Raw genomic sequence first — 21048 nt, 5'->3', positions numbered from 1 at the left:
GCTTGCAGTGCCGGATTTCCGTTTGCGGTCAAGGCTGGTTCCGTTTACTCAAGATCGCTTTGAACCACAAAGCGCATGAAACAGGAACGACCGCAAGATCTGCAATCGGAACGGTTATGGTGTCAGCGCTTTTCATTGATCTTCGCTTTGTCTACTTCGTGTACTTTGTGGTGAATCGATTTTGCTTGGTATAAAACAATCAATACAATCGCCGCTTGATGCGCGCGCGCTGCAGGATGGTGGTGGCGATCTCCTCGATCGAACTGGTGGAAGTGTCGTACACCATCACTCCTTCGTTGCGAAACATCGCTTCCGCCAAACGCACCTCTTTACGACACTCCTCCAATGAAGCATAGCGGCTATGGGGACGGCGTTCCTGACGAATGTCGGAAAGCCGGTGCGCATCGATGGTCAGTCCGAACACCTTGTGTTTGAAGGCGCTGAGTTCGGCGGGCAGGCGATGCGAGGTGAAATCCTCCTCGGTCAGCGGGTAGTTGGCGGCAAAGATTCCGAACTGCAGCGCCATGTAGAGGCAGGTGGGCGTCTTACCGCAACGCGAGACACCGGCCAGGATCAGATCGGCGTACTCATAGCGATGTGAGGATATGCCGTCATCGGTCTCCAGGGCGAAATTGACCGCATCCATACGTACCATGTAGCGCGCCTCGTCGGAGACACCGTGCGATAGACCTATCGTATGCGTCGACTGGAGATGAAACTCCTCCTCCAAGGGTCCAATGAAGGCATCGAAGAAATCAAAGAAGACGCCCTTGCTCTGCATCACAGTCAACCGCAGCTCATCGACGATCAGCGTCGAGAAGACCAGCGGGCGCACGCCACGCTCCTCGGTGACGCGATTGATCTCGGCAACAACCTGCTCGGCACGCTCAACGCTGTCGACAAAGGGCAGGGAGTGTTGTTCGAACTCAACACCTGCAAACTGGGTCAGCAGGCTATGCCCCAGCGTCTCTGCAGTGATGCCGGTGCGATCCGAAACGAAGAAAACCGGCCGCCGTTGCGGACTAGCCAATCGCGTTCCTTAACTTCTTCCCGGCGCCCGGGCGTGCCCCGCCATTCGCAGCACCTCGTGGACCAGTTTCTCGATTCCCTCGGCCGCCTCGCCGATGCTTTGCGCCAACATATAGGCGGGAGTGCTGACCAGTTTGTTCTCCTCGTCTACCACGTACTCACGCACCGGACATTCCACGTGCACGCCGCCCATGGATTCGATGGCCGTTGCCGTATCGGCATCGGTGCCTATGGTCACGGTGGCATTGGCGTAGATACGCGGTACCATCGCCGGCGCGATACAGACGAAACCTACCGGCTTGCCCGCTTCAGCCATCGCCTTGATGAAACGCTCGACATCCGGCTGCACGGTACATTCGGCGCCTTTAACGGCAAAATCGCAAAGGTTCTTGGCAGCACCGAATCCCCCAGGAAGAATCAGGGCATCGAAATCATCGGCGCTCGCCTTGGCGATATCCTTGATGTCGCCACGTGCGATGCGCGCCGCCTCCACCAGTACATTGCGCGACTCGCCCTCGGCCACTTCCCCTGTGAGATGATTGACCACATGCATCTGGTCGATATTCGGTGCCAGGCAACTGTACCTGGCACCCGCACGATCCAGCGCCAGCAATGTCAAGACGCTTTCGTGAATCTCGGCGCCGTCGAATACCCCGCAGCCCGACAGAATTACCGCCACTTTGGTCATGGTGCCTCTCCTCGATATATGGCCAGAGAACCCCAGCGATCTCCGCACTGCATGTTACCCGGATGGTTCCATTCCCCGTCTCTCTCTGGGGGGACGTTCAACTTCTGTGACAACTCACCGCCGCATCTGCTCCCGCCACGAGCAGGAAAAGGCATTCCTGCCGGCCGACCACCCATCGCCGCTTGTCGTTCTACAGCGCAACATCTCATGGGAGATGTGGTCGCGCCAGATATTCGTGCGATTGCATTTCGTGCAGGCGGCTCCTGGTACGTTCAAATTCAGAGTCCAATCGGGCTCCGGTGTAGAGGTCATCGACATCCGCCTCCGCCGAGATCACCATTTTTACATTACGATCGTAGAACTCGTCGACCAGACTGATGAAACGCCGCGCCTCATCGTCGCGCTCCGCCCCCATGCGCGGGACATTGGCAAGCAGAACGGTCTGGTAACAACGCGACAGCTCTATGTAGTCACCCGTACCACGCGGCCCGTCGCAAAGCTCCGCAAACTCGAACCACACCACGCCGTCGGCATGGCGTACTGTCTGCAGCGGTCGACCCTCGATCATAAGTACCACACCGGCAACACCTGCCTCGGGTGCCACGTCCTCGAACGTAGCGCTTAAGCTGGAATCGGCACCATCATCGAGCGGGAAATGATAGATCTCGGCACGCTCCAGCGCGCGCAGCCGGTAATCGGTGCCGCCATCGACATTGACCACGGCGGTGTGCCGTTTGAGAAGCTCGATGGCCGGCAGGAAGCGCGCGCGCTGCAGGCCGTTGCGATAGAGTGCATCGGGGGGGTTATTGGAGGTGATCAGTAGTGCAACACCCTCCTCGAGGAGGCCGGCCAACAATCCCGACAGCAGCATGGCGTCGCCGATATCGATGACGCTAAATTCGTCGAGACAGAGCACGCGCGTGCGTGCGGCCAGGCGCCCGGCGATGACCTTCAACGGATCGGCCTGACGATCCATCCCGGCAAGTCCTTCATGGATGCCGCGCATGAAGCGGTGAAAATGAACCCGCTGCTTATCGACAAACGGCAGGCACTCATAAAAGGTATCCATGAGATAAGTCTTGCCACGCCCCACACCACCCCAAAAGTAGAGTCCCTGGGGCGGCTGGCGGCTTTTGCCCAGCCAGCGCCCGAGCAGTCTGTTGGGTTTGACCGGGCCGGCACGACCGAGCTCGTCGAACAGACGTTGCAGATGCGCGACGGCGCGCTCCTGCGCACTGTCCGCCACGAACCCAGGCAACCGCAGATCATGCGCATAGCGCTGCTGCGGCGTTGTCGGTTCCGAGCTGTGCAGGGCGGTCTGGTCCACGGCAAATCTTGTCGACGGGAGAGGGCGGAAAATACTCTAACAGCCATGCTGCACTGCAAACAAGGCGCCCACGGCCGCCCTATGCTCCCTGACGACTTGATGCTAGATTACGCCACCGCTCGCGCCCTGTGACCGAGGCCGGCGCATCACATCGAGTCGGTCACGCCTTGCGAGATTCTTCCGGCCATGCCAGTCATTCTGCAAACCGCGGGACTGCTCATCCTCTCCAACGCTTTCATGACCTTCGCCTGGTACGCGCACCTCAAGAACCTCAACGACAAGACGTGGATCGTCGCCGCATTGGTGAGTTGGGGCATCGCGCTCTTTGAGTACCTGTTGCAGGTACCCGCCAACCGCATTGGCTACACCGAACTGAATCTGGGGCAGTTGAAGATCATGCAGGAGGTGATCACGCTGTTGGTGTTCGTCCCCTTCGCGGTCTACTACATGCAGCAGCCGCTCAAACTCGACTTTCTTTGGGCTGCGCTCTGCCTGATGGGCGCGGTCTACTTCATCTTTCGCCCCTGAGACCAGTGAACTGCTGATCGGAGCCTGAACGGAGGTTCCTTAACTCAGCATGGCCGCATACTTGCCTGCGAAGCGCAGCACCGGCTCCCCGCCGGCTGTCACCTCGATGGTGAGAGTCAATCGGGCTCGCCCGCGTTTCCCCAACTGCTCGTAGAAGGTGCGCAAAGCCGCCGCCGACGGTTGCGATGCAAGGGCGCGAAAGTCAGCCGTGGCCGGCTTCAGATAGCGCACTTGACTGTCCGATATCACCGCCTGCCCCGACAGATCGGCATCGCGCAGCAGCAGCATCACCTGTGACCATCCGGCAAGCACCGCCACCGTGAAGAGGCTGCCGGCAAATCCGGTGTTTTTGTCATTGTGATTGAGGCTCAGCGGGGCCCTCAACTCGATGCTCTGCGCATCGAGTCGCGTCACCTGCAACCCCATCGCCGCCGTGATCGGGATTTCACGATGCAGATACGATTGCCATTCTGCGCACTCCGGCCTGTTCATTCCGGCACTCCCCACCTTTTACACGCAACAGTATACCTGCGTGATACCGTCATAAACGTCGTAATCTCCTGCATTGATCAGCTGCCACCCCCCATTCGATCTATAGTATTTTCACGGTTCAGAACTACGTTGATAGTGTCAGGCAGCACACCCGCCACTAGAAAGGAGGCCCGTCATGGCAAAGAAAAAAGAGGTCGCAGGCAAGGGTAAACAGGTCGCGACTCCGGCGCGTCAACCCGTGAGTCTGTTGGACGAGATGGATCGCTTCTTCCACAGCGGTTTTCCAATGCGCGGGTGGCCTACCCACTGGCCCAGCTGGCCGGAGGTGGCGCGCGGCGGAATGCCGGCGGTCGACGTTATCGATCGCGAGAAAGAGGTGCTGGTGCGCGCCGAACTTCCCGGTGTCAAAAAGGATGAGATCGACGTCACGGTCACCGACGATCGCATCACCATCAAGGGCGAGTACCGCAAGGAGGACAAGGAAGAGAAAGGCGAGTACCACCGCATGGAGACGCGTTACGGGAGCTTCTCGCGCACGGTCGAACTGCCCGCCGATGTGGATGCGGCCAAGGCAGCGGCGAAGTTTCAGGATGGGGTATTGGAGATAACGCTGCCCAAGGTTGCCACCGCCAAGAAGAGATCGATCAAGGTGAGTTAGTGGAGAATTGATCGTGGTTTTTTACAAAGCGCCCTTCGGGGCGCTTTTTGTTTTTTTGTGTGGCTGCACCACGATTAATTTAGGGCGGGGTTCCGCGCCCGCAGCGCAGGTCCCTTTCTTTGCTCGCCCAAAGAAAGAGACGAAAGAAAGTGCGCCCAACGGGCGGCGCGTACGCCGGGACAATGGTTTTGGGTACTTTTGCCGAAACAAAAGTACCTCGCCCTGCGGGTGCGAGAACCCGCAACCAATCAACCGCAGCGTAGCCGTACAAAACCCATATTGAGTTACGGGGGACGGACTCCCCGATTCAATTAACCGCGGCGCAGCCGCACAAAACCAAAACTAGTAAACCCCCAAATCCAGATAGGTCCGCGAAATCTTCTCGATCGCAATCACAAACGCCGCCGTACGCAGATCATCCACCTTGGGATTGCTGGCCAGCTTCTCGCTCATCTCCTGATAGGCCAGGCGCATGGTGTCATCGAGACCGGAACGCACCAGATCGATCTCCGAGGCACCCTTGGCGATATCGTTCTTCATCTTCTCCGACACCGCCGTACCGGTCATCTCCTCGAGCATGGTGGCGACCTGATGGCCGCGCATCTCTTCGTGACGGCGTTGCATGCGGCCGAAGCGGATGTGCGAGATGTTGCGGATCCACTCGAAGTAGGAGACGGTCACGCCACCGGCGTTGACATAGACATCGGGCATGATAGTGACGCCGCGCTCGCGCAAGATCTCGTTGGCCTCATAAGTGACCGGCCCGTTGGCGGCCTCGACGATCAAGCGTGCCCTGACGCGCTCGGCGTTGCTGGCGGTGATCTGTCCCTCCAGTGCGGCGGGAATCAGGATGTCGCACTCCAGTTCCAGTCCCGCGGCGCCTTTGCGGTCGAACTTGGTGCCTTTACACCCCTCGACGGTACCCTTGGCCAGCATGTGCTGGTAGAGCGCCTCGATATCGATCCCTTTATCGTTGGTGACCACCCCGTGGCGTTCGATGACGGCGATGATCTTGGCCCCATCTTCTTCGGAGAGGAATTTGGCGGCGTGATAACCCACATTACCCAGGCCTTGGACGACGATCCGCTTGCCGCCCAACCCGCCCTTCATACCGGCCTTTTTCACATCGGCCTTGTGGCGGAAAAACTCCTGGATGGCGTACTGCACGCCGCGCCCGGTCGCCTCGACACGCCCGCGAATGCCGCCGTGATGCACCGGCTTGCCGGTGACGCAGGCCGAGTAGTTGATATCCTCGGGGCACAGGTGCTTGTAGGTATCGGCCATCCACGCCATCTCGCGCTGCCCGGTGCCCACATCCGGGGCGGGGACGTTGGTGGCGGGACTGAGAAACCCCTTGCGGGTCAGCTCCAGCGTGAAGCGCCGGGTGATCTGCTGCATCTCGTCGCGGTTGTACTGGGTCGGATCGATGAGCAGCGCCCCCTTGGAGCCTCCGAAAGGCACATCGACCAGCGCGCACTTGTAACTCATCAGCGCCGCCAGCGCCTCGACCTCGTCCTGATCGACATAGGGGGCGTAACGGATGCCGCCCTTGACCGGCAGGCGGTGCGTGGAGTGCACCGCGCGCCAACCGGTAAACACCTCGGTGCGGCCGTCGCTGAGCCGTACCGGAAAGCGCGTCTGGAAGACCGATTCACAGGCCTTGATGGCGCGCGCCGTACCCTCTTCGAGATCGAGCACGGCGAGGGCGCGATCGACCATCCTGTCGGTGCTTTCGCGGAAGGTGAGTTGTTTGCGGGAGCTTTTCTTGGTCATGGTTGTCATCCCCGAGGTGGCAGGCAGGCGAAAATCCCCATTGCTTTTACGGAGACTAGCTGAGCCGCCGGCGCTCCGCTAGCGTCGGTTTGCTACCCTTACCTGGCCTTCAGCGGGAGGAGTCATCGGTGTCGAAAGCGAACCATCCTTTTCTGCGTCCCGCGGTGATCACCGTCGGTAATGAGCTGATCTACGGGGAACGCAGCAACGACAATCAGGCCTGGCTGCTGAAACGCCTCTGGGAATGCGGCCTATCGGCGCGTATCGCGCTCAGCCTCGCCGATGACTCCACACAGATCGCAGAGGAGGTAAAGCATCTGAAGAGCACGGAGTACTTTCCGATTCTGGTTTCCGGCGGTATCGGCGGTACCCACGACGATGTCACCCGCCAGGGCATCGCGGCGGGACTGGCAGTGCCCTTGGAGCAGCACGCCGAGTGCCTGGCGATCCTGGCCGAGCGCTATGGCGATCAGTTTACTCCGCAGCGCCAACGCATGGCCGAACTTCCCCAGGGCAGCGAACTCATCACCAACCCTCTCGGCGCCCCCGGTTTTCACTGTCAGGGCGTCTATGGTTTCCCCGGTTTTCCCAACATGCTGCAACCGATGATCGAGAGCGTGCTGCCCGCACTGCTGGGCGACGGCGCACGCCAACCCCTGCTGACGCGTGAATACACTCTGCCCACCGGCGAAGGGACGATCGCCTCGCCACTCGAAGCATTCAGTATCGCCCACCCCAGCGTCAGCATCGGGATCTACCCCAGCAACACCCGTCTGCGGCGCGAGGTAACGGTGCGCTTGCGCTACCCGCCCGCAGCTCAGGCCATCGCGGACGACTTTGACACGCTCATCGCGAAGCTGCGCGGACAACTGCCTGCCGATTAGGGCCTAGCCGGCCGCTTTTGCCTATAATCGGGCGCTCCCCCCAACCACCACGGCCGAGCCATGCGCTACCATGATCTGCGGGACTTCATCACCCAGCTCGAAGCCCTGAACGAGCTCAAGCGCGTGCGACCCGCCGTCTCTCCGCACCTCGAGATCACCGAGATCTGCGACCGCACCCTGCGCCAGGCGGGCCCGGCGCTGCTTTTCGAACATCCCACCGGCCATGACATCCCTCTGCTCGGCAACCTGTTCGGCACCCCACGCCGGGTGGCATTGGGCATGGGCCAGAATTCGGTGGCGGCGCTGCGCGAGGTGGGACGGGTGCTGGCCTACCTCAGGGAACCCGAACCGCCCAAGGGGATCAGGGATGCCTTCGACAAACTGCCGCTGCTGAAGCAGGTCTTCTCCATGAGCCCCAAGGTGGTGAAGAAGGCCGCCTGTCAGGAGCATGTGATCGAAGGTGAGGCGGTCGATCTCGGCCGCCTGCCCATCCAGACCTGCTGGCCCGATGACGTGGCGCCGCTCATCACCTGGGCGCTGGTGGTCACCAAGGGCCCGCACCAAGAGCGCCAGAACACCGGTATCTACCGCCTGCAGGTGATCGGCAGGAACAAGGTCATCATGCGCTGGCTCGCCCATCGCGGCGGTGCGCAGGATTACGCGGAGTGGCAGAAGCGCCACCCCGGCGAACGTTTTCCGGTGGCGGTGGCGCTGGGTGCCGATCCGGCAACCCTGCTGGCGGCCGTCACCCCGATTCCCGATACCTTGTCCGAATACGCCTTCGCCGGGCTGTTGCGCGGTTCCAAGACCGAACTGGTCAAGTGCCGCACCCACGATCTGCAGGTGCCCGCCAACGCCGAATTCGTCCTCGAGGGCTACATCACTCCCGGCGAAGAGGCCGACGAAGGGCCCTACGCCGATCACACCGGCTACTACAACGAGGTGGAGCGCTTCCCGGTCTTCACCATCGAACGCATCACCCATCGCGACCACCCGATCTACCACAGCACCTACACCGGCCGCCCGCCCGACGAACCGGCCGTGCTGGGTGTGGCGCTCAACGAGGTCTTCGTGCCGATCCTGCAGAAGCAGTTTCCCGAGATCGTCGACTTCTACCTGCCGCCGGAGGGATGCTCCTACCGCATGGCCTGCGTCAGCATCCGCAAAGGCTACGCGGGACACGCCAAGCGCGTCATGCTCGGCATCTGGTCGTACCTGCGCCAGTTCATGTACACCAAATTCATCGTCGTGACCGACGATGACATCGACGTGCGCAGCTGGGAGGACGTGATCTGGGCGTTGACCACGCGTGTCGACCCGCTGCGCGACACCACGCTGCTGGCCAACACCCCCATCGATTACCTCGACTTCGCTTCGTCGGTCGCCGGGCTGGGCTCCAAGATGGGCATCGACGCCACCAACAAGTGGCCGGGCGAGACCGACCGCGAATGGGGTCGTCCGGCCACCATGAGCGACGAGGTGAAACGGCGGATCGATGGAATCTGGGGAGAGTTGGGAATCTGAGGCTCGCAGCAGCGGCGCAAACCGCTCCTGCAACTCCCTCGTCGCTACCTCGACCCCTGCTGGCGCACCGCCAATACCGCTTGGTTGCGCAGCGTCTTGAGCAGCCGCTCCATCGCCGCAGCGGGCACGCGATGCGGCTCTTCCCAATCCACCAGAATCAACCCCAGCGGTGCCTGCTTGATCATCAGGGGATAGAGCAGCAGCGTCCGGGCCGACAACCGCGTGCGGCACCATTCGGGAATCTGTGCCGCAACCTTCGACTCCCGCGTGTCGGCGACGGCCACATCGGTACCCTCGCGCAACGCCCGATTGAAAAGGTCCTCGCCCTCACCCAGCGAAAAGCGCAGTTGCCCCAGCAGGTGATCGATATCCTTACCGAATCCGAAGCGGGTCACCATCTGCCGGTGCTTGGGGTCACGCACCCAGAACAGCACACGCGTCGGTTGCAGCCCGCGGTAGATCACCTCCAGAACCATGGTCAGCAGTTCATTGAGGGGGCACTCCTCGAGCATGGCGTGGGTAATCTCCTGCACACCCGCCATCAGGGTGGCGGTGGCATCGGCCTGCGGATGTTGCCCGGCGGGAACCCCCTCCGCCAGCGGCGACCCGCTTTCTTCAGCCTCATCAACCTCGCCAAGCTGCTCGCTGCGCCACTCACGAACCTGGCGCAGCAACGAACTGCCACGGGTCGGCAAGTGCATCATCTCGGCATGCTCGCGAATCTCCTCCAGTGTCGTTTCCACCAGGCTGAGCAGTGCTTTGTCGTCCAGGGCCAGGGTGTCACCGAAACGTTCCCGAATACCCGCCAGCGCCTGATTGCGCGCACCACCCCGCTGAGTGGCAAAAGCGCGGCATACCTCGTTGCTGATACCCGCCAACTGGTGGAGTTTGGCGTCACGAGTGCCCGCGCGCGGCAGCTTGCCGGACGGCAGTGCGGCAATGCTGGCGCTCAAGGCCGGCGGAAATCCCCAGGAGCGCGCCACACCAACCCCGATATCGGCGTAGCTGACCCCCAGCACCGCCCGGGCTGCTGACTGTTCGCTGTCGTTGCGGTGGGCCATGCGCTCCTGGATCACGCGGTACTCCTCCGGGAAGTAATAGATCACCAGATGCCGGCCGAGACCGTGGAACATGGCGCACACGTAGGCCTCCTCCGGCTCTTCGAGGCGCAGCTTGCCGGCCAGGCGGTGGGCCATGAGACCGCTCATCAGCGCACCGACGGCGGCATCGCGCAGCTCGTCGGCGCCATCGCCACCTTGCAGGTGCTCGAACAGCAGCAGGCTGAGTGCCGCAAGCCGCACCTGCTTGAACCCGAGAATGACGATGGCGCGTGAGATGGTGCTGATCTCGCGCCCGTACTGGCCGAACAGGGGCGAGTTGACCAGGCGCAGCAGCTTGGTCGTCAGCGAATAGTCGTTCAGCACCAGATTGGCGAGAACATTCGCCGACCAATCGCTGCCATCGGCGGACATGCGGTTGATCTCCGCCACATGCTGCGACATGGCAGGAAAATCGGGTTTGTGGCGCATGCGCCGCAGCAGAAACTCCAGGGTGCCCGAGCCCGCGGACGATGCGGCCTCACCCTCCTCGCGTCCCCGCGACTGATAGATACGCAGCGCAGCCAGAAACTCGGCGGCGTCGGCGTAGCGTCGCCCCGGCTCTTTCTCCAGCGCCCGGAGGATGAGTGCATCCACCGCGCCATCGATCTCCTTGCGCACCTGCGATGGGGGTGGAATCTCCTCATGCGACATCTGCAAGAGCTGTACATTGAGATTGCCCGCCTGAATCGGCAAGCGCCCCGCCACCAGTTGATAGAGCACCATACCGACCGCAAAAATATCGAGTTCGCGGCGCAGGGGACGCGATTCGAGCTGCTCGGGCGGCATGTAGCCGGCCGAACCCGTCATGTCGCCTGGCACCTTCTGCCCCAGCAGACCCGCTATACCGAAATCGGCGATCCGCGGCACGCCCCGGTCGTCTATAAGGATATTGGCGGGCTTGAGATCACGATGCACCACGCCCTGTTCGTGGGCGTAATGGACGGCTTCGAGAATGGGGGTGACGATCTCCATGGCGCGGTTCGGCGTCATCGGACCCTCGGCGGTGGAGATCTCCTGGAGGGAGACCCCCTCGACATACTCGAAGACCACGTAAGGCAGCCCTGCACTGGTACCGCAGTCGAACACCCGGACGATGTTCGGGTGCTGCAGCCGCGCCGCGAGACGCGCCTCCTTGAGCAGCTCCTCGGCCCCCGAACTCGCAGACAGCGTCCGCGCCAGGGTCTTGATGGCCACCTCGCGTTCGAGCTTGGGATCGAAGGCGAGCAGCACCACACCCTGCGCGCCTCGACCCAGAACGCGACGCACCTGGAAGCGATCGATCTGGCGCGGTAGTGTTTTGGTCGTCGGATCCCCCATGACACCCACTGTCTGCAGCACACCTGAACTCAAGTGTACCCGGACCGGGAATATTGCGGCATTCTGGCACCCGACGGTGTATTCCTGCTATGGTGCGGCCGATGGGGAGGAAGGAATACCCCGGATAAGAAGAGACCCCAACCCGGAGAATCTGCACAAGGGGGCGCCTATGCGCACAATCATGTTGCTCAATCCCAAGGGGGGCTGCGGCAAAAGCACCCTGACCACCAACCTCGCCAGCTATTACGCCAGCCAAGGTCAGAGTGTCACCTTGGCCGATCTCGACCCGCAAGGATCGAGTCTGGAATGGCTGCAGGCGCGACCACCCACCCGCCCCGAGATTCACGGCATCGCCGCCTGGAAGGAGCCGTTGCGGGTCCCCAAAGGGTGCGATGTGGTACTGCTGGACGCTCCGGCCGGTACCCACGGCAAGGCGCTCACCGCGCTGATCCGCCGCACCGAAACCTTGCTCGTACCGGTACTTCCCTCACCCATCGACATCCGCGCGGCGGGACACTTCGTGCAGGAGCTGCTCGCCAGTGGGCGGGTACAGAACGACAAAACCCGTATTGCGCTGGTGGCAAACCGGGTGCGCGAGCACACCCGCATCTTCCATGAGCTTGAGGCGTTTCTGAAACACCTCAAGGTGCCCTTCGTAGGGTCGTTGCGCGATACCCAGAACTACATTCGCGCCGCGGCCGGCGGCGTGGGGATCTTTGAGCTGGCGCCCTCCTCGGTAGAGCGGGATCTTGAGCAGTGGCAACCGTTGTTGCGCTGGCTGCGCAGCAAGCGCAGCCACCCCACCGAGTAACCGGAGTTTGTGCGGATCACCCGCCCTGGGTGACAATGGCTCTTTCACTGTTTCAGAAGTTTATTGATGCCATTCACCGTCACCCTCGCTCACTCCAACGTCCACTTCCAGGCCCAGGAGAACGAAACTCTGCTGGATGCCGCGTTGCGCGCCGGTGTGGAACTCCCCTACGGCTGTCGCAACGGGGCCTGCGGCAGCTGTCGTGCCCGACTGGTCAGCGGAGCGGTACGCTATCCGCTTGATCTGGTGCCGCCCGCACTGCGTCCGGATGAGGTGGGCGATGGAGCGGTGCTGGTATGCAGTGCCTTCGCCACGGAAGATCTGGTGCTCGAAGTCAACACCACCCAGGATCACGAGTTGCCACCACCGCGTATCGTGCCGGCCCGGGTCGAGCAGATCGAGCATGTCAGCCCCGACGTGATGCGCCTGCGCCTGAAACTACCCGAGACCGTGCGCATGCCGTTTCGGGCTGGCCAATACCTCAACATCCTGTTGCGCGACGGCAAACGCCGCGCCTTCTCGATCGCCAACGCCCCCCACGACGATGAGTTCATCGAGCTGCACGTGCGCTACATCAAGGGTGGGGAATTCAGCGCGCATGTATTTGCCGATATGAAGGAGCGCGAGATCCTGCGCCTCGAGGGTCCCCTGGGAGATTTCTACCTGCGCGAAGGTTCCTCGCGGCCGGCCCTGCTGGTGGGAGGAGGAACCGGATTCGCCCCGCTCAAGGCAATGATCGAGCACGCGATCTACATCGGTCTCGGCAAACCCCTGCACCTCTATTGGGGAGGGCGCACCGAAAGCGATATCTATCTGCGCGAACTGGCCGAGCACTGGGTGGCCAGCCACCCTCATATCCAGTTCACGCCAGTGGTTGAGGATCCGCTGCCGGAGAGCAGCTGGGTGGGCCGAACGGGGCTGGTAACTCACGCCGTTGTGGAGGATTACCCGGATCTGCGCGCCCACGAGGTCTACGCCAGCGGTCCGCCGGCCATGGTTGAGGCAGCGGCGCGACTCTACATCTCCCATGGCTTGTCGGCCGATCACATGTTCAACGACGCCTTCACCTTCGCGCACGACGGTTCGCCGCAGCAGAAACAGGCCTAGGCCTGATCGCCCCAGGGTTGTCAGCAGGTTTTAGCTTTTCTCGAGCTGGGCAATACCGGAGTCACCGCCGCCGGAGATCTCTGTCTCCTCGTGTTCAGGCGCCGGCGCGGGCAACGCGAGCGCGCTGCCGGTCGCCAGCTGCAGACCCTTGCGGTAGTAATCCATGGCGCTGTCGCGATCGCCCAGCTGTTCGAGCAGGGCACCGAGATCGCTGTAAGCCTCGACCCTGGCCCCGGCGCTGATGCTCGATTCCAGATAGATCCGCGCCTTGCCCCACAAGCGGTTACGCAGGGCCAACTGCGCCAGTGTATAGAGCAGCGTCGCTTCCTGGGGGTGTGCCTTGAGCCACCCCTCGGCGTGGGCCAGTTGCCGCGCCGCATCCGGTCCCTGTAATTGGCCGTAGAGCGCCACCAGCCGATCGTCCCACTGCTCGCCAAGCGCCTTTGCCACCAGTCGCTCGGCGGTCAGGCCCTCTCCCAGTTCGACCAGGTGCTGCACGTAGTTGAGGAGCAGCTCAACGTCGCTGTGCAGTTCACGTGGCATCGCTTTCCATACCGCCTGCAGGCGTTGGGCGTCGCGTTCGCGCGCGGCGTTGTCGAGGCGATGGCTGCACACCTCGCGCGTCAGTCGCCGCAGCTGCGCCTCATCCAGCACCTTACGCTTGCGCAGCTCAGGCAGCAGCTCATGCAGCCGCTCCCAGTCGCGCAGTTCGCGATAGAGCTTGGCCAACAGCTTGAGAACGTGGGCATGATGCGGCGCCACCTGCTTGAGATGGGTGGCGGTCGCCAGCGCCTGCTCCAACTGCCCTTGAGCGAGCTGCAGATCGGCCTGGGTCAGTCCCACCGCCACATCCGCCTCGGGCATGCTGTGATGGGCGTGTTGCAGATAGACGTCGCGCTGATCCGAGTCGCCGCGCTGTTGGGCGGCGCGCGCGGCGCCGAGATAGTTCAACAGCTTGGTGTCGCTGTCGTGCACGTGGCGCAACAGGTGTTTCTCGGCCGCCCCCCAATTACCCTCCGCCAGCTCCACCAGGCCCTGAGAGAGATAGCGCCGTGCCCTTTCGCCGCGCTTGATCTGCCGCCAGTGCCGGAAGCGGCGCGGCATTCCACGGACGTTGGCCAATGTCCGCAAGGCATAGTAGAGGGTGAGAAAGGTCAGTACGGTGACAATCACCGCAACCGCAACCGAGGTCTCCAATGTCCAGTGACCGTAGCCGACCAGCAGGTATCCAGGATCTTCCATCAGCAGCAGCGAGAGTCCCGCGGCCGCCAGCAGGACCACCATGATCCCGATCAGCAGCTTCATCGTCTACTCCTGCCGTGCCGTCTGGCGCATATGGGCGCGCAGCGCATTGAGCGAGCCCGAGATATCGGGCAGCGCCGGACGAATCTCCACGCCCGCGATGGCGCTGATCTCCTCCTGCATGCCACGCGCCACCTCGGAGCGCTCATCGAAGTACAGCCCTATCCACTCCTGCGCCGTCTGCAACGCCATGCGCAACTGCTCGGTATCGGTTCGCAGCAACGCCAGCCGGGCCGCCTCGAGCTGCAGCCGCAGGTTTTGCCGCAGGAAATACTGCTGCTCGGGGGCCAGCATGGGGCGCACGGCCTCCTCGGTGCGGCGTACCGTGACCAATCCTTTGAGATCACTCCAGATACCCTGGATCAGGCGGCGCCAGGCCGGCGCCTCAGCTGCGGCGACCGCATCCCCTCCGCGGGTGGCCTGCGCAGGTTGGTAGCCACCCTTGAGCGTCAGGCGTTCGACCTGCCCGCCGAGTCCCATCAAGCGCAGAGCCAGGCCGGTGAGATCGGGACGCGCGATGGTGTTCAGCGCCGTGATTTCGGCGGCGAGCTTCTCCCGCACCTCGATCAGTGCCGGATCGCCGATCTCACGCAGCCGCTCATCGGCGATCTGCAACGCCGCCACCGCGGTAACGACATCGCGCTCGAGTTGCAGGCGGTGGTTGGCCACCAGCATCAGATACTCCGTCTCCGCCATGACCCAACCGGACTGATCCCGCCCGATCTGCGCGCGCAGGGCGCCGATGGCTTCCTCCAGATTACCGCTCTGTCGCGCCAGGGCCGCTTTCTGCTCTTCGATGGCACTGCTCAGATCGGCGCTGCGCTGTTCCTCGCTACTGAGGCGCCCGGCATTGCGTTCGATCGCGGGAGGCAGCGCGCTGAACTGGTTGTCGAGCTGCTGAAAACGGTAATGGCCGAGTCCGGCGACACCCGCTGCAAGCAGCAGGGCAACGACGGCGAGGATCAGTGCCGCCCTGCCACCGCGCCTGGCGGGGGGCGACGACACCGGGGCCGCATCATCCGGTTCGGGTGCGGAATCGTCGCTGGCGGTATCGACAGGAGCCTCTTTCGAATCGTCAGGGGTCGCCTCGATAATCGCTCGCTCCGCCTCGACCTCGGGGTCTTGTTTGTCGTTCTCACTCATCGGTGCCTGTGCTCCGTTATCGCCTCAGCGCGACCACCGCATCACTCACAGCGTCTTCACCGGCGCCCCTCGCGACCCGGACGGGTCCTTCGAATCCCAGCCCTCTGGCCAGTTGTAACATACGTTCGCTCACCACCACCAGCGGCAGCCGGAGGAGCAAATCCTTGCCCTCCCGCCCTGCCAATGCCACCAGGTTCTCCAGTCCCGCCGGACTGGTGGTCGTGACCACGTCGAGCTGATCGGCAACCAACCAGTCGGTCAGGCGATCATCCGTTGCCGCGGGCAGGGCACGGCGGTAGACCTCCGCGTACTCGACCTTGGCGCCCCGCTTCGCCAGGGTCTGTCCCAGCAGCTCGCGCCCCCCGACACCGCGGACGATCAGAATCCGCTGCCCGGCCACCTTCTGCAGCGCCGGCAGCGCCAGCAGCGCTTCGCTGTCCTCTCCCTGCGCGGGGACCAGTCCAGCCGCAATACCCCGCTCGCCCAGGCAACGTCCGGTGGCCTTTCCGACTGCGGCGACCTTGACGCCCTGCGGCCAACCGCCCGCCTGTTCGATCAGCCTTACACCCTGCTCGACCGCATTGGCGCTGACGAAAATCAGGCAATCGACGCTGCGGCCCGGCTGGAACTTGGCCAGTAATGATTCGCTCTGCGCTACCGGAACGATCTCGATGGTGGGATACAGCAGCACCCGTGCTCCGAGCGCCTGCAGCGCAGACTGCAGACCCTGCGCCTGATGCTGCGGGCGCGTGACCAGCACCGCACACCCTGCCAATGGCGCCGGGCCGCCCATTCAGCCCGCCCTGACGGACTCGAGGATCGGGCCGGCGCCCTGATCCAGAAGGGACTCGGCAACCCGCCGACCGAGAGCTTCGGCCTCGGCGACGGGGGCGCGGCCCTCGGCGCGCAGCACCAGCGACCCATCGGGCCTTCCCACCAGGCCGCGGAGCAGGAGCATACCGTCCGTCAACTCGGCGAACCCCGCGATCGGTACCTGGCATCCCCCCATCAACCGGCTGTTCATGGCCCGCTCGGCGCCGATACGGGCGTGGGTATCGGTATCGTCGAGCACCGCGATCAACCCATGGACCCGCTCGTCATCACCGCGGCATTCGATACCGATTGCGCCCTGGCCGATGGCGGGAAGACTCTCCTCGGGGCTCAGGTGGCTGCGGATGCGTTCGTCAAAACCCAGGCGCTTGAGGCCGGCGCAGGCGAGAATGATGGCGTCGTACTCCCCCGCGTCCAGCTTCGCCAAGCGGGTATTGACGTTGCCGCGCAGATCGAGGATCTCCAGATCGGGACGCCGCTCGCGCAGTTGCACCTGCCGGCGCAGGCTGGAGGTGCCCACCCGCGCGCCCAGCGGCAGCTCATCGAGTCGCGCGTAGCGATTCGCAACAAAGGCATCCCGCGGATCCTCACGCGCCAGGATCACCGGCAAATGCAACCCTTCCGGGAGATCCACCGGCACATCTTTCATGGAGTGCACGGCGATATCGGCGCTGCCCGCCAGCATGCCTTGCTCCAGCTCCTTGACGAACAGGCCCTTGCCGCCCACCTTCGCCAGCGGACTATCGAGCATCTGGTCCCCCTTGGTGGTCATGCCGACCAACTCGATCAGCAGATCGGGGTGGGCAGTTTTCAGTCGTGTGGCAACGTGTTCTGCCTGCCACAACGCCAGGGGGCTTTTGCGGGTGGCGATACGGAGAGTCTGTGAGCGGGTCATGGGGTCTTGTCTTGCGGCTGCGGCGAATCGAGGTGTCGTCTTGCTCGGCGGTGACCGTGTCTGGTACCGGGCGCATCCTAGCAGACCTCTCCCTGGGAAGGGAGCACCGCGCCCGGGGTGGGCCGCAGGCGCATCACCCGCAGGGTGGGGGTTTCGCAGCCCAGGCGCAGCGTGCGAAGAGCGAGTGAACCCGATTCGTTCGGGTTATGACGATCACTTGAACGGGAGGCACACCGCGACGTTCCCTCAACGCAGATCGCGCAGGCGCCTGCGCACCGCCGGGAGGTGGCGACGGCTCACCTCGAGTTTGTCAGCGATGCCGCGAAACGCGATCACCGCGTGGCCACCGCTCTCCGACTCCAGCCCACCCATGTGTGCCTCAGCGACCAGGGCATTGCGATGGATGCGCAGAAAGCGCTCGCCAAACTCCTCCTCGAGGGATTTCAGCGACTCCTCGATCAACACGCTGCCCCCGGCATGGCGCACCGTGACGTATTTCTGGTCGGCCTGAAAGTAGATCACATCGGCCACCGGCACCAGCTCCAACGCCCCCCGGTAGCGGGCGCAGAGGTGGGTACGGGCACGCTCCTCGACCGCCTCGGAGTGCAGGGAGGCGAGCACTGCACGGGTCGGGCGCTGGGCACGCCCCAGGGCCTGGGCAAGCCGCTCGCGTCGAATCGGCTTGAGCAGATAATCGACCGCCTGTGCCTCGAACGCCGCCAGGGCGTGATCGCCATAGGCCGTGGTGAAGATCACCGCCGGCGGTTCCTCCAGCTGAGCCATGTGCCGTGCGGCTTCCAGACCATCCATGCCCGGCATGCGGATGTCGAGCAGCACGATGTCGGGGCGCTCGCTTTCGATCATCCCCAGCGCGTCGCGGCCGTTGGCCGCTTCGCCGACGACCTCCCATCCCTCCAATTGCTCCACCAGGCCCCGCAGGCGCGAGCGCGCCAGGCTCTCATCGTCGACGATCAGCAGTTTCATGTCGCACCTCCCCTGGGCAGCGGTAAGCGCAGATGCACCGCATAGCTGTCGGGCGTCTCATCAACGGTGACCCGATCGCCGCCAAAGGCCGCCTGCAGCCGCTGGCGCACGTTCTCCAGCGCGGTGCGCGTGCCCTGCGAACGCAGCCGCGAGCCGGAGGGCGGGCGCGGATTGCTGATACTCAACCACGCCTCATTGCCCTCCAGCCGCCCCATGATGCGGATCGTGCCTCCGCCGGCCAGGGGCTCGATACCGTGATAGATGGCGTTCTCCAGCAACGGTTGCAGCGTCAATGCCGGCAAGGGCAACTCCCTGGGCAGGGACTCGACCGACCACTCCACGCGCAGGCGCTCCTCGAGCCGCATCCGTTCGATGTTGAGGTAGCGCTGCGCGTGCAACAGCTCATCGTCCAGACTCACCAGCCGACGCCCTTCACTCAAGGTCACGCGAAACAGATCGGCAAGATCCTCGATCATCTGCTCGGCCAGCGCCGGATCGCTGCGCGTCAGGCTGGCAATGGTATTCATGCTGTTGAAAAGGAAGTGGGGCCGGATGCGCGCCTGCAACGCCTCGAAACGCGAACGGGTCTCCGCCTCGATATTGCGCTTCCACTGAAACTGTACATAGAAATAGCGCAGCACCAGCGCGCTGACGATGGCGGAGATGAGGAGATTGCGCAGCACGAAATCGAGGTGCCACTCGGCGGGGGCCGCCACCGGCCCCACCAGCCGGTAGGCTGCCTCACTGATCGCCAGGGTCACGATCAGCAACAGTCCGTAACTGATCAGCGCGGCCCTGAGGTTGCCGTGGGGAACCAGCCAGCGCCGCACACCGCAAAGCAGCGCTGCGCCTGTCAGCGCCACCCACTGCACGAACAGCGATACCAGGCTGAGATTGGTCCAGGCATCGCCACTCCCGGCGCCGCCAAGCACCAGAACGAATGCCAGCAACTGGGCGATGATCACAATGCCGAACACTGCCCGGATCGCGCAGAAATCGGGCAGAAAAAGCGCGTCGCCTGCGTTGCCGGCCTCCTTGGCCACGGTGTTGTTTGCTGTCATCTTGTTCTTCGGGTCGTAGGCAAAGTCGAGTCTGCCCCATGAACATGCACACTGGCAACGATGCCGCGCACAGCTTCGCGCGTCGCGGCAGGACGAGCTGGTATACTGCGGGCCCGTATTTCCCAATGAATACCGGACCGACGCGATGAGCGACAGCAGCAAAGACAAACCCTGGGGCGGGCGCTTCACCGAGGGCACCGACGCATTCGTCGAAACCTTCACCGCCTCGGTCGACTTCGACCAGCGCATGTACCGCCAGGATATCGCGGGATCCATTGCGCATGCCCGGATGCTGGCGCATGTCGGTGTACTCAGCGCCGCGGATGCCGAGACGATCATCGCCGGATTGGAGGCCATCCTGCTGGATATCGAGCGTGGCGATTTCGCCTGGTCGGTGGCGCTGGAGGATGTGCACATGAATATCGAAGCGCGCCTTACCGAGCGTGTCGGGGAGGCCGGCAAGCGGCTGCACACCGGTCGCTCGCGCAATGATCAGGTCGCCACCGATATCCGTTTGTGGCTGCGCGATGAGATCGATGCCATCGATAGCGAACTGGCGCGACTGCAGCACGGACTGATCAGTGTCGCCGAACGCGAATCCGATACTGTTATGCCGGGCTTCACCCATCTGCAGGTAGCGCAGCCGGTCACCTTCGGCCATCACCTGATGGCCTGGTACGAGATGCTGCGCCGCGATCGCGAGCGCTTGGCCGATTGTCGCAAACGCGTCAATGTCATGCCCCTGGGGGCTGCGGCCCTGGCGGGTACGAGTTATCCCATCGACCGCGACTACAGCGCGCGACTGCTCGGTTTCGACCGGCCGGCAGAGAACTCGCTCGATGCGGTGAGCGATCGTGATTTCGCCATCGAGTTCACCGCTGCGGGGGCGTTGATCATGATGCACCTGTCGCGCTTCTCGGAGGAACTCGTGCTGTGGGCCAGCGCGCAGTTCGATTTCATCGATCTGCCGGACAAATTCTGCACCGGTTCATCGATCATGCCGCAGAAGAAGAACCCCGATGTACCGGAGCTGGTGCGCGGCAAGAGCGGGCGGGTCAGCGGCCACCTGGTGGCGTTGCTCACTCTGATGAAGGGGCAGCCGCTGGCCTACAACAAGGACAATCAGGAAGACAAAGAGCCGCTTTACGACACCGTCGACACCCTGCGCGGCGCCCTGCGCGCCTTTGCCGATATGGTGCCGCACATCGAGGTCAAACGTGACAACATGCGCGAGGCGGCACGCAAAGGCTTCGCCACCGCAACCGATCTCGCCGACTATCTGGTCGGTAAAGGATTGGCATTCCGCGATGCCCACGAGGTGGTGGGCCGCGCGGTGCGTCTGGGGGTGGAGACCGCGCGCGATCTGTCACAGATGTCGCTCGAGGAGCTACAGACTTTCGAACCGCGTATCGCCGGCGACGTCTTCGAGGTGCTCACCCTCGAGGGCTCGGTCGCCGCACGCGACCACCTCGGCGGCACCGCGCCCAACCAGGTGCGCGCGGCGATTCAGCGGGCACGGCTGTGGATGGAGGCTTTCGGCCGCCCTGATCCCGAGGAGTTCGACGACGGCGACTGATTCAGCTGTCGGCTCCAG

19 protein-coding genes are annotated in these 21048 nt (G+C 63.2%); 7 read left to right on the top strand and 12 right to left on the bottom strand.

Annotation, left to right across the window (positions count from 1 at the left end):
* Positions 1–199: 199 nt before the first annotated feature.
* The 3 genes from DWQ09_03085 to DWQ09_03075 all read right to left on the bottom strand — a co-directional run bounded on the left by DWQ09_03085 (position 200) and on the right by DWQ09_03075 (position 3029).
* Positions 200–1030 carry a kinase/pyrophosphorylase gene (locus DWQ09_03085; GenBank protein ID KAA3629255.1) on the bottom strand — a complete coding sequence of 277 codons (831 nt, stop codon included), beginning with the start codon at positions 1028–1030 and terminating at the stop codon, positions 200–202.
* Between the two features lie 9 nt (positions 1031–1039).
* On the bottom strand, positions 1040–1717 hold the full coding sequence (locus DWQ09_03080; protein KAA3629254.1) for an isoprenoid biosynthesis protein ElbB: 678 nt from the start codon (positions 1715–1717) through the stop codon (positions 1040–1042).
* Positions 1718–1922: 205 nt separating this feature from the next.
* Positions 1923–3029, bottom strand: coding sequence for an AFG1 family ATPase (locus DWQ09_03075; protein ID KAA3629827.1), 1107 nt, complete (start codon positions 3027–3029; stop codon positions 1923–1925).
* A 201-nt stretch (positions 3030–3230) separates the two neighbouring features.
* Between DWQ09_03075 and DWQ09_03070 the strand changes: the two genes are divergently transcribed.
* Positions 3231–3572, top strand: coding sequence for a hypothetical protein (locus DWQ09_03070; GenBank protein ID KAA3629253.1), 342 nt, complete (start codon positions 3231–3233; stop codon positions 3570–3572).
* Between the two features lie 39 nt (positions 3573–3611).
* Here the strand turns inward: DWQ09_03070 and DWQ09_03065 are convergent, their stop codons facing one another.
* Positions 3612–4064 carry a DUF4442 domain-containing protein gene (locus tag DWQ09_03065; protein ID KAA3629252.1) on the bottom strand — a complete coding sequence of 151 codons (453 nt, stop codon included), beginning with the start codon at positions 4062–4064 and terminating at the stop codon, positions 3612–3614.
* 175 nt (positions 4065–4239) lie between these two features.
* Between DWQ09_03065 and DWQ09_03060 the strand changes: the two genes are divergently transcribed.
* On the top strand, positions 4240–4722 hold the full coding sequence (locus DWQ09_03060) for an Hsp20/alpha crystallin family protein (GenBank protein KAA3629251.1): 483 nt from the start codon (positions 4240–4242) through the stop codon (positions 4720–4722).
* 342 nt (positions 4723–5064) lie between these two features.
* Here DWQ09_03060 and DWQ09_03055 read toward each other — a convergent pair whose 3' ends face one another.
* A complete protein-coding gene (locus DWQ09_03055) occupies positions 5065–6441 on the bottom strand; it encodes a Glu/Leu/Phe/Val dehydrogenase (GenBank protein KAA3629826.1) in 1377 nt (458 codons plus the stop codon).
* A 113-nt stretch (positions 6442–6554) separates the two neighbouring features.
* Here DWQ09_03055 and DWQ09_03050 point away from each other — a divergent pair, with 113 nt between their 5' ends.
* Positions 6555–7379 (top strand): competence/damage-inducible protein A, encoded by an 825-nt coding sequence (locus DWQ09_03050; GenBank protein ID KAA3629250.1) that lies wholly within the window; start codon positions 6555–6557, stop codon positions 7377–7379.
* 60 nt (positions 7380–7439) lie between these two features.
* Complete coding sequence (locus DWQ09_03045) at positions 7440–8903, top strand: 4-hydroxy-3-polyprenylbenzoate decarboxylase (protein ID KAA3629249.1); 1464 nt, start codon at positions 7440–7442, stop codon at positions 8901–8903.
* Between the two features lie 44 nt (positions 8904–8947).
* Here DWQ09_03045 and DWQ09_03040 read toward each other — a convergent pair whose 3' ends face one another.
* Positions 8948–11341 carry a serine/threonine protein kinase gene (locus DWQ09_03040; protein KAA3629248.1) on the bottom strand — a complete coding sequence of 798 codons (2394 nt, stop codon included), beginning with the start codon at positions 11339–11341 and terminating at the stop codon, positions 8948–8950.
* Between the two features lie 148 nt (positions 11342–11489).
* Between DWQ09_03040 and DWQ09_03035 the strand changes: the two genes are divergently transcribed.
* Both DWQ09_03035 and DWQ09_03030 read left to right on the top strand, forming a co-directional pair.
* Entirely contained in the window at positions 11490–12131 is a 642-nt protein-coding gene (locus tag DWQ09_03035) for a chromosome partitioning protein (GenBank protein ID KAA3629247.1), read from the top strand.
* 66 nt (positions 12132–12197) lie between these two features.
* Entirely contained in the window at positions 12198–13238 is a 1041-nt protein-coding gene (locus tag DWQ09_03030; GenBank protein KAA3629246.1) for a CDP-6-deoxy-delta-3,4-glucoseen reductase, read from the top strand.
* Positions 13239–13268: 30 nt separating this feature from the next.
* On the opposite strand, the gene DWQ09_03025 is transcribed toward DWQ09_03030, so the two are convergent.
* The 6 genes from DWQ09_03025 to DWQ09_03000 form a co-directional block, all read right to left on the bottom strand.
* Entirely contained in the window at positions 13269–14543 is a 1275-nt protein-coding gene (locus DWQ09_03025) for a heme biosynthesis protein HemY (GenBank protein KAA3629245.1), read from the bottom strand.
* Between the two features lie 3 nt (positions 14544–14546).
* Complete coding sequence (locus tag DWQ09_03020; GenBank protein KAA3629244.1) at positions 14547–15683, bottom strand: hypothetical protein; 1137 nt, start codon at positions 15681–15683, stop codon at positions 14547–14549.
* 16 nt (positions 15684–15699) lie between these two features.
* Complete coding sequence (locus DWQ09_03015) at positions 15700–16476, bottom strand: uroporphyrinogen-III synthase (GenBank protein KAA3629243.1); 777 nt, start codon at positions 16474–16476, stop codon at positions 15700–15702.
* On the bottom strand, positions 16477–17409 hold the full coding sequence (locus tag DWQ09_03010) for a hydroxymethylbilane synthase (GenBank protein KAA3629242.1): 933 nt from the start codon (positions 17407–17409) through the stop codon (positions 16477–16479). It lies immediately after the preceding gene.
* Between the two features lie 246 nt (positions 17410–17655).
* On the bottom strand, positions 17656–18393 hold the full coding sequence (locus tag DWQ09_03005; GenBank protein KAA3629241.1) for a DNA-binding response regulator: 738 nt from the start codon (positions 18391–18393) through the stop codon (positions 17656–17658).
* Complete coding sequence (locus DWQ09_03000; GenBank protein ID KAA3629825.1) at positions 18390–19370, bottom strand: sensor histidine kinase; 981 nt, start codon at positions 19368–19370, stop codon at positions 18390–18392. Before DWQ09_03000 ends, DWQ09_03005 begins: the two co-directional genes overlap by 4 nt.
* A 229-nt stretch (positions 19371–19599) precedes the next feature.
* On the opposite strand from DWQ09_03000, the gene argH reads away from it, so the two are divergent.
* Entirely contained in the window at positions 19600–21030 is a 1431-nt protein-coding gene (gene argH / locus DWQ09_02995; GenBank protein KAA3629240.1) for an argininosuccinate lyase, read from the top strand.
* The last annotated feature ends 18 nt before the right edge of the window (positions 21031–21048 follow it).

Source organism: Pseudomonadota bacterium (assembly GCA_008501635.1).
Taxonomy (GTDB): domain Bacteria; phylum Pseudomonadota; class Gammaproteobacteria; order QQUJ01; family QQUJ01; genus QQUJ01.
This window is presented reverse-complemented; position numbering and strand designations above follow the sequence as displayed.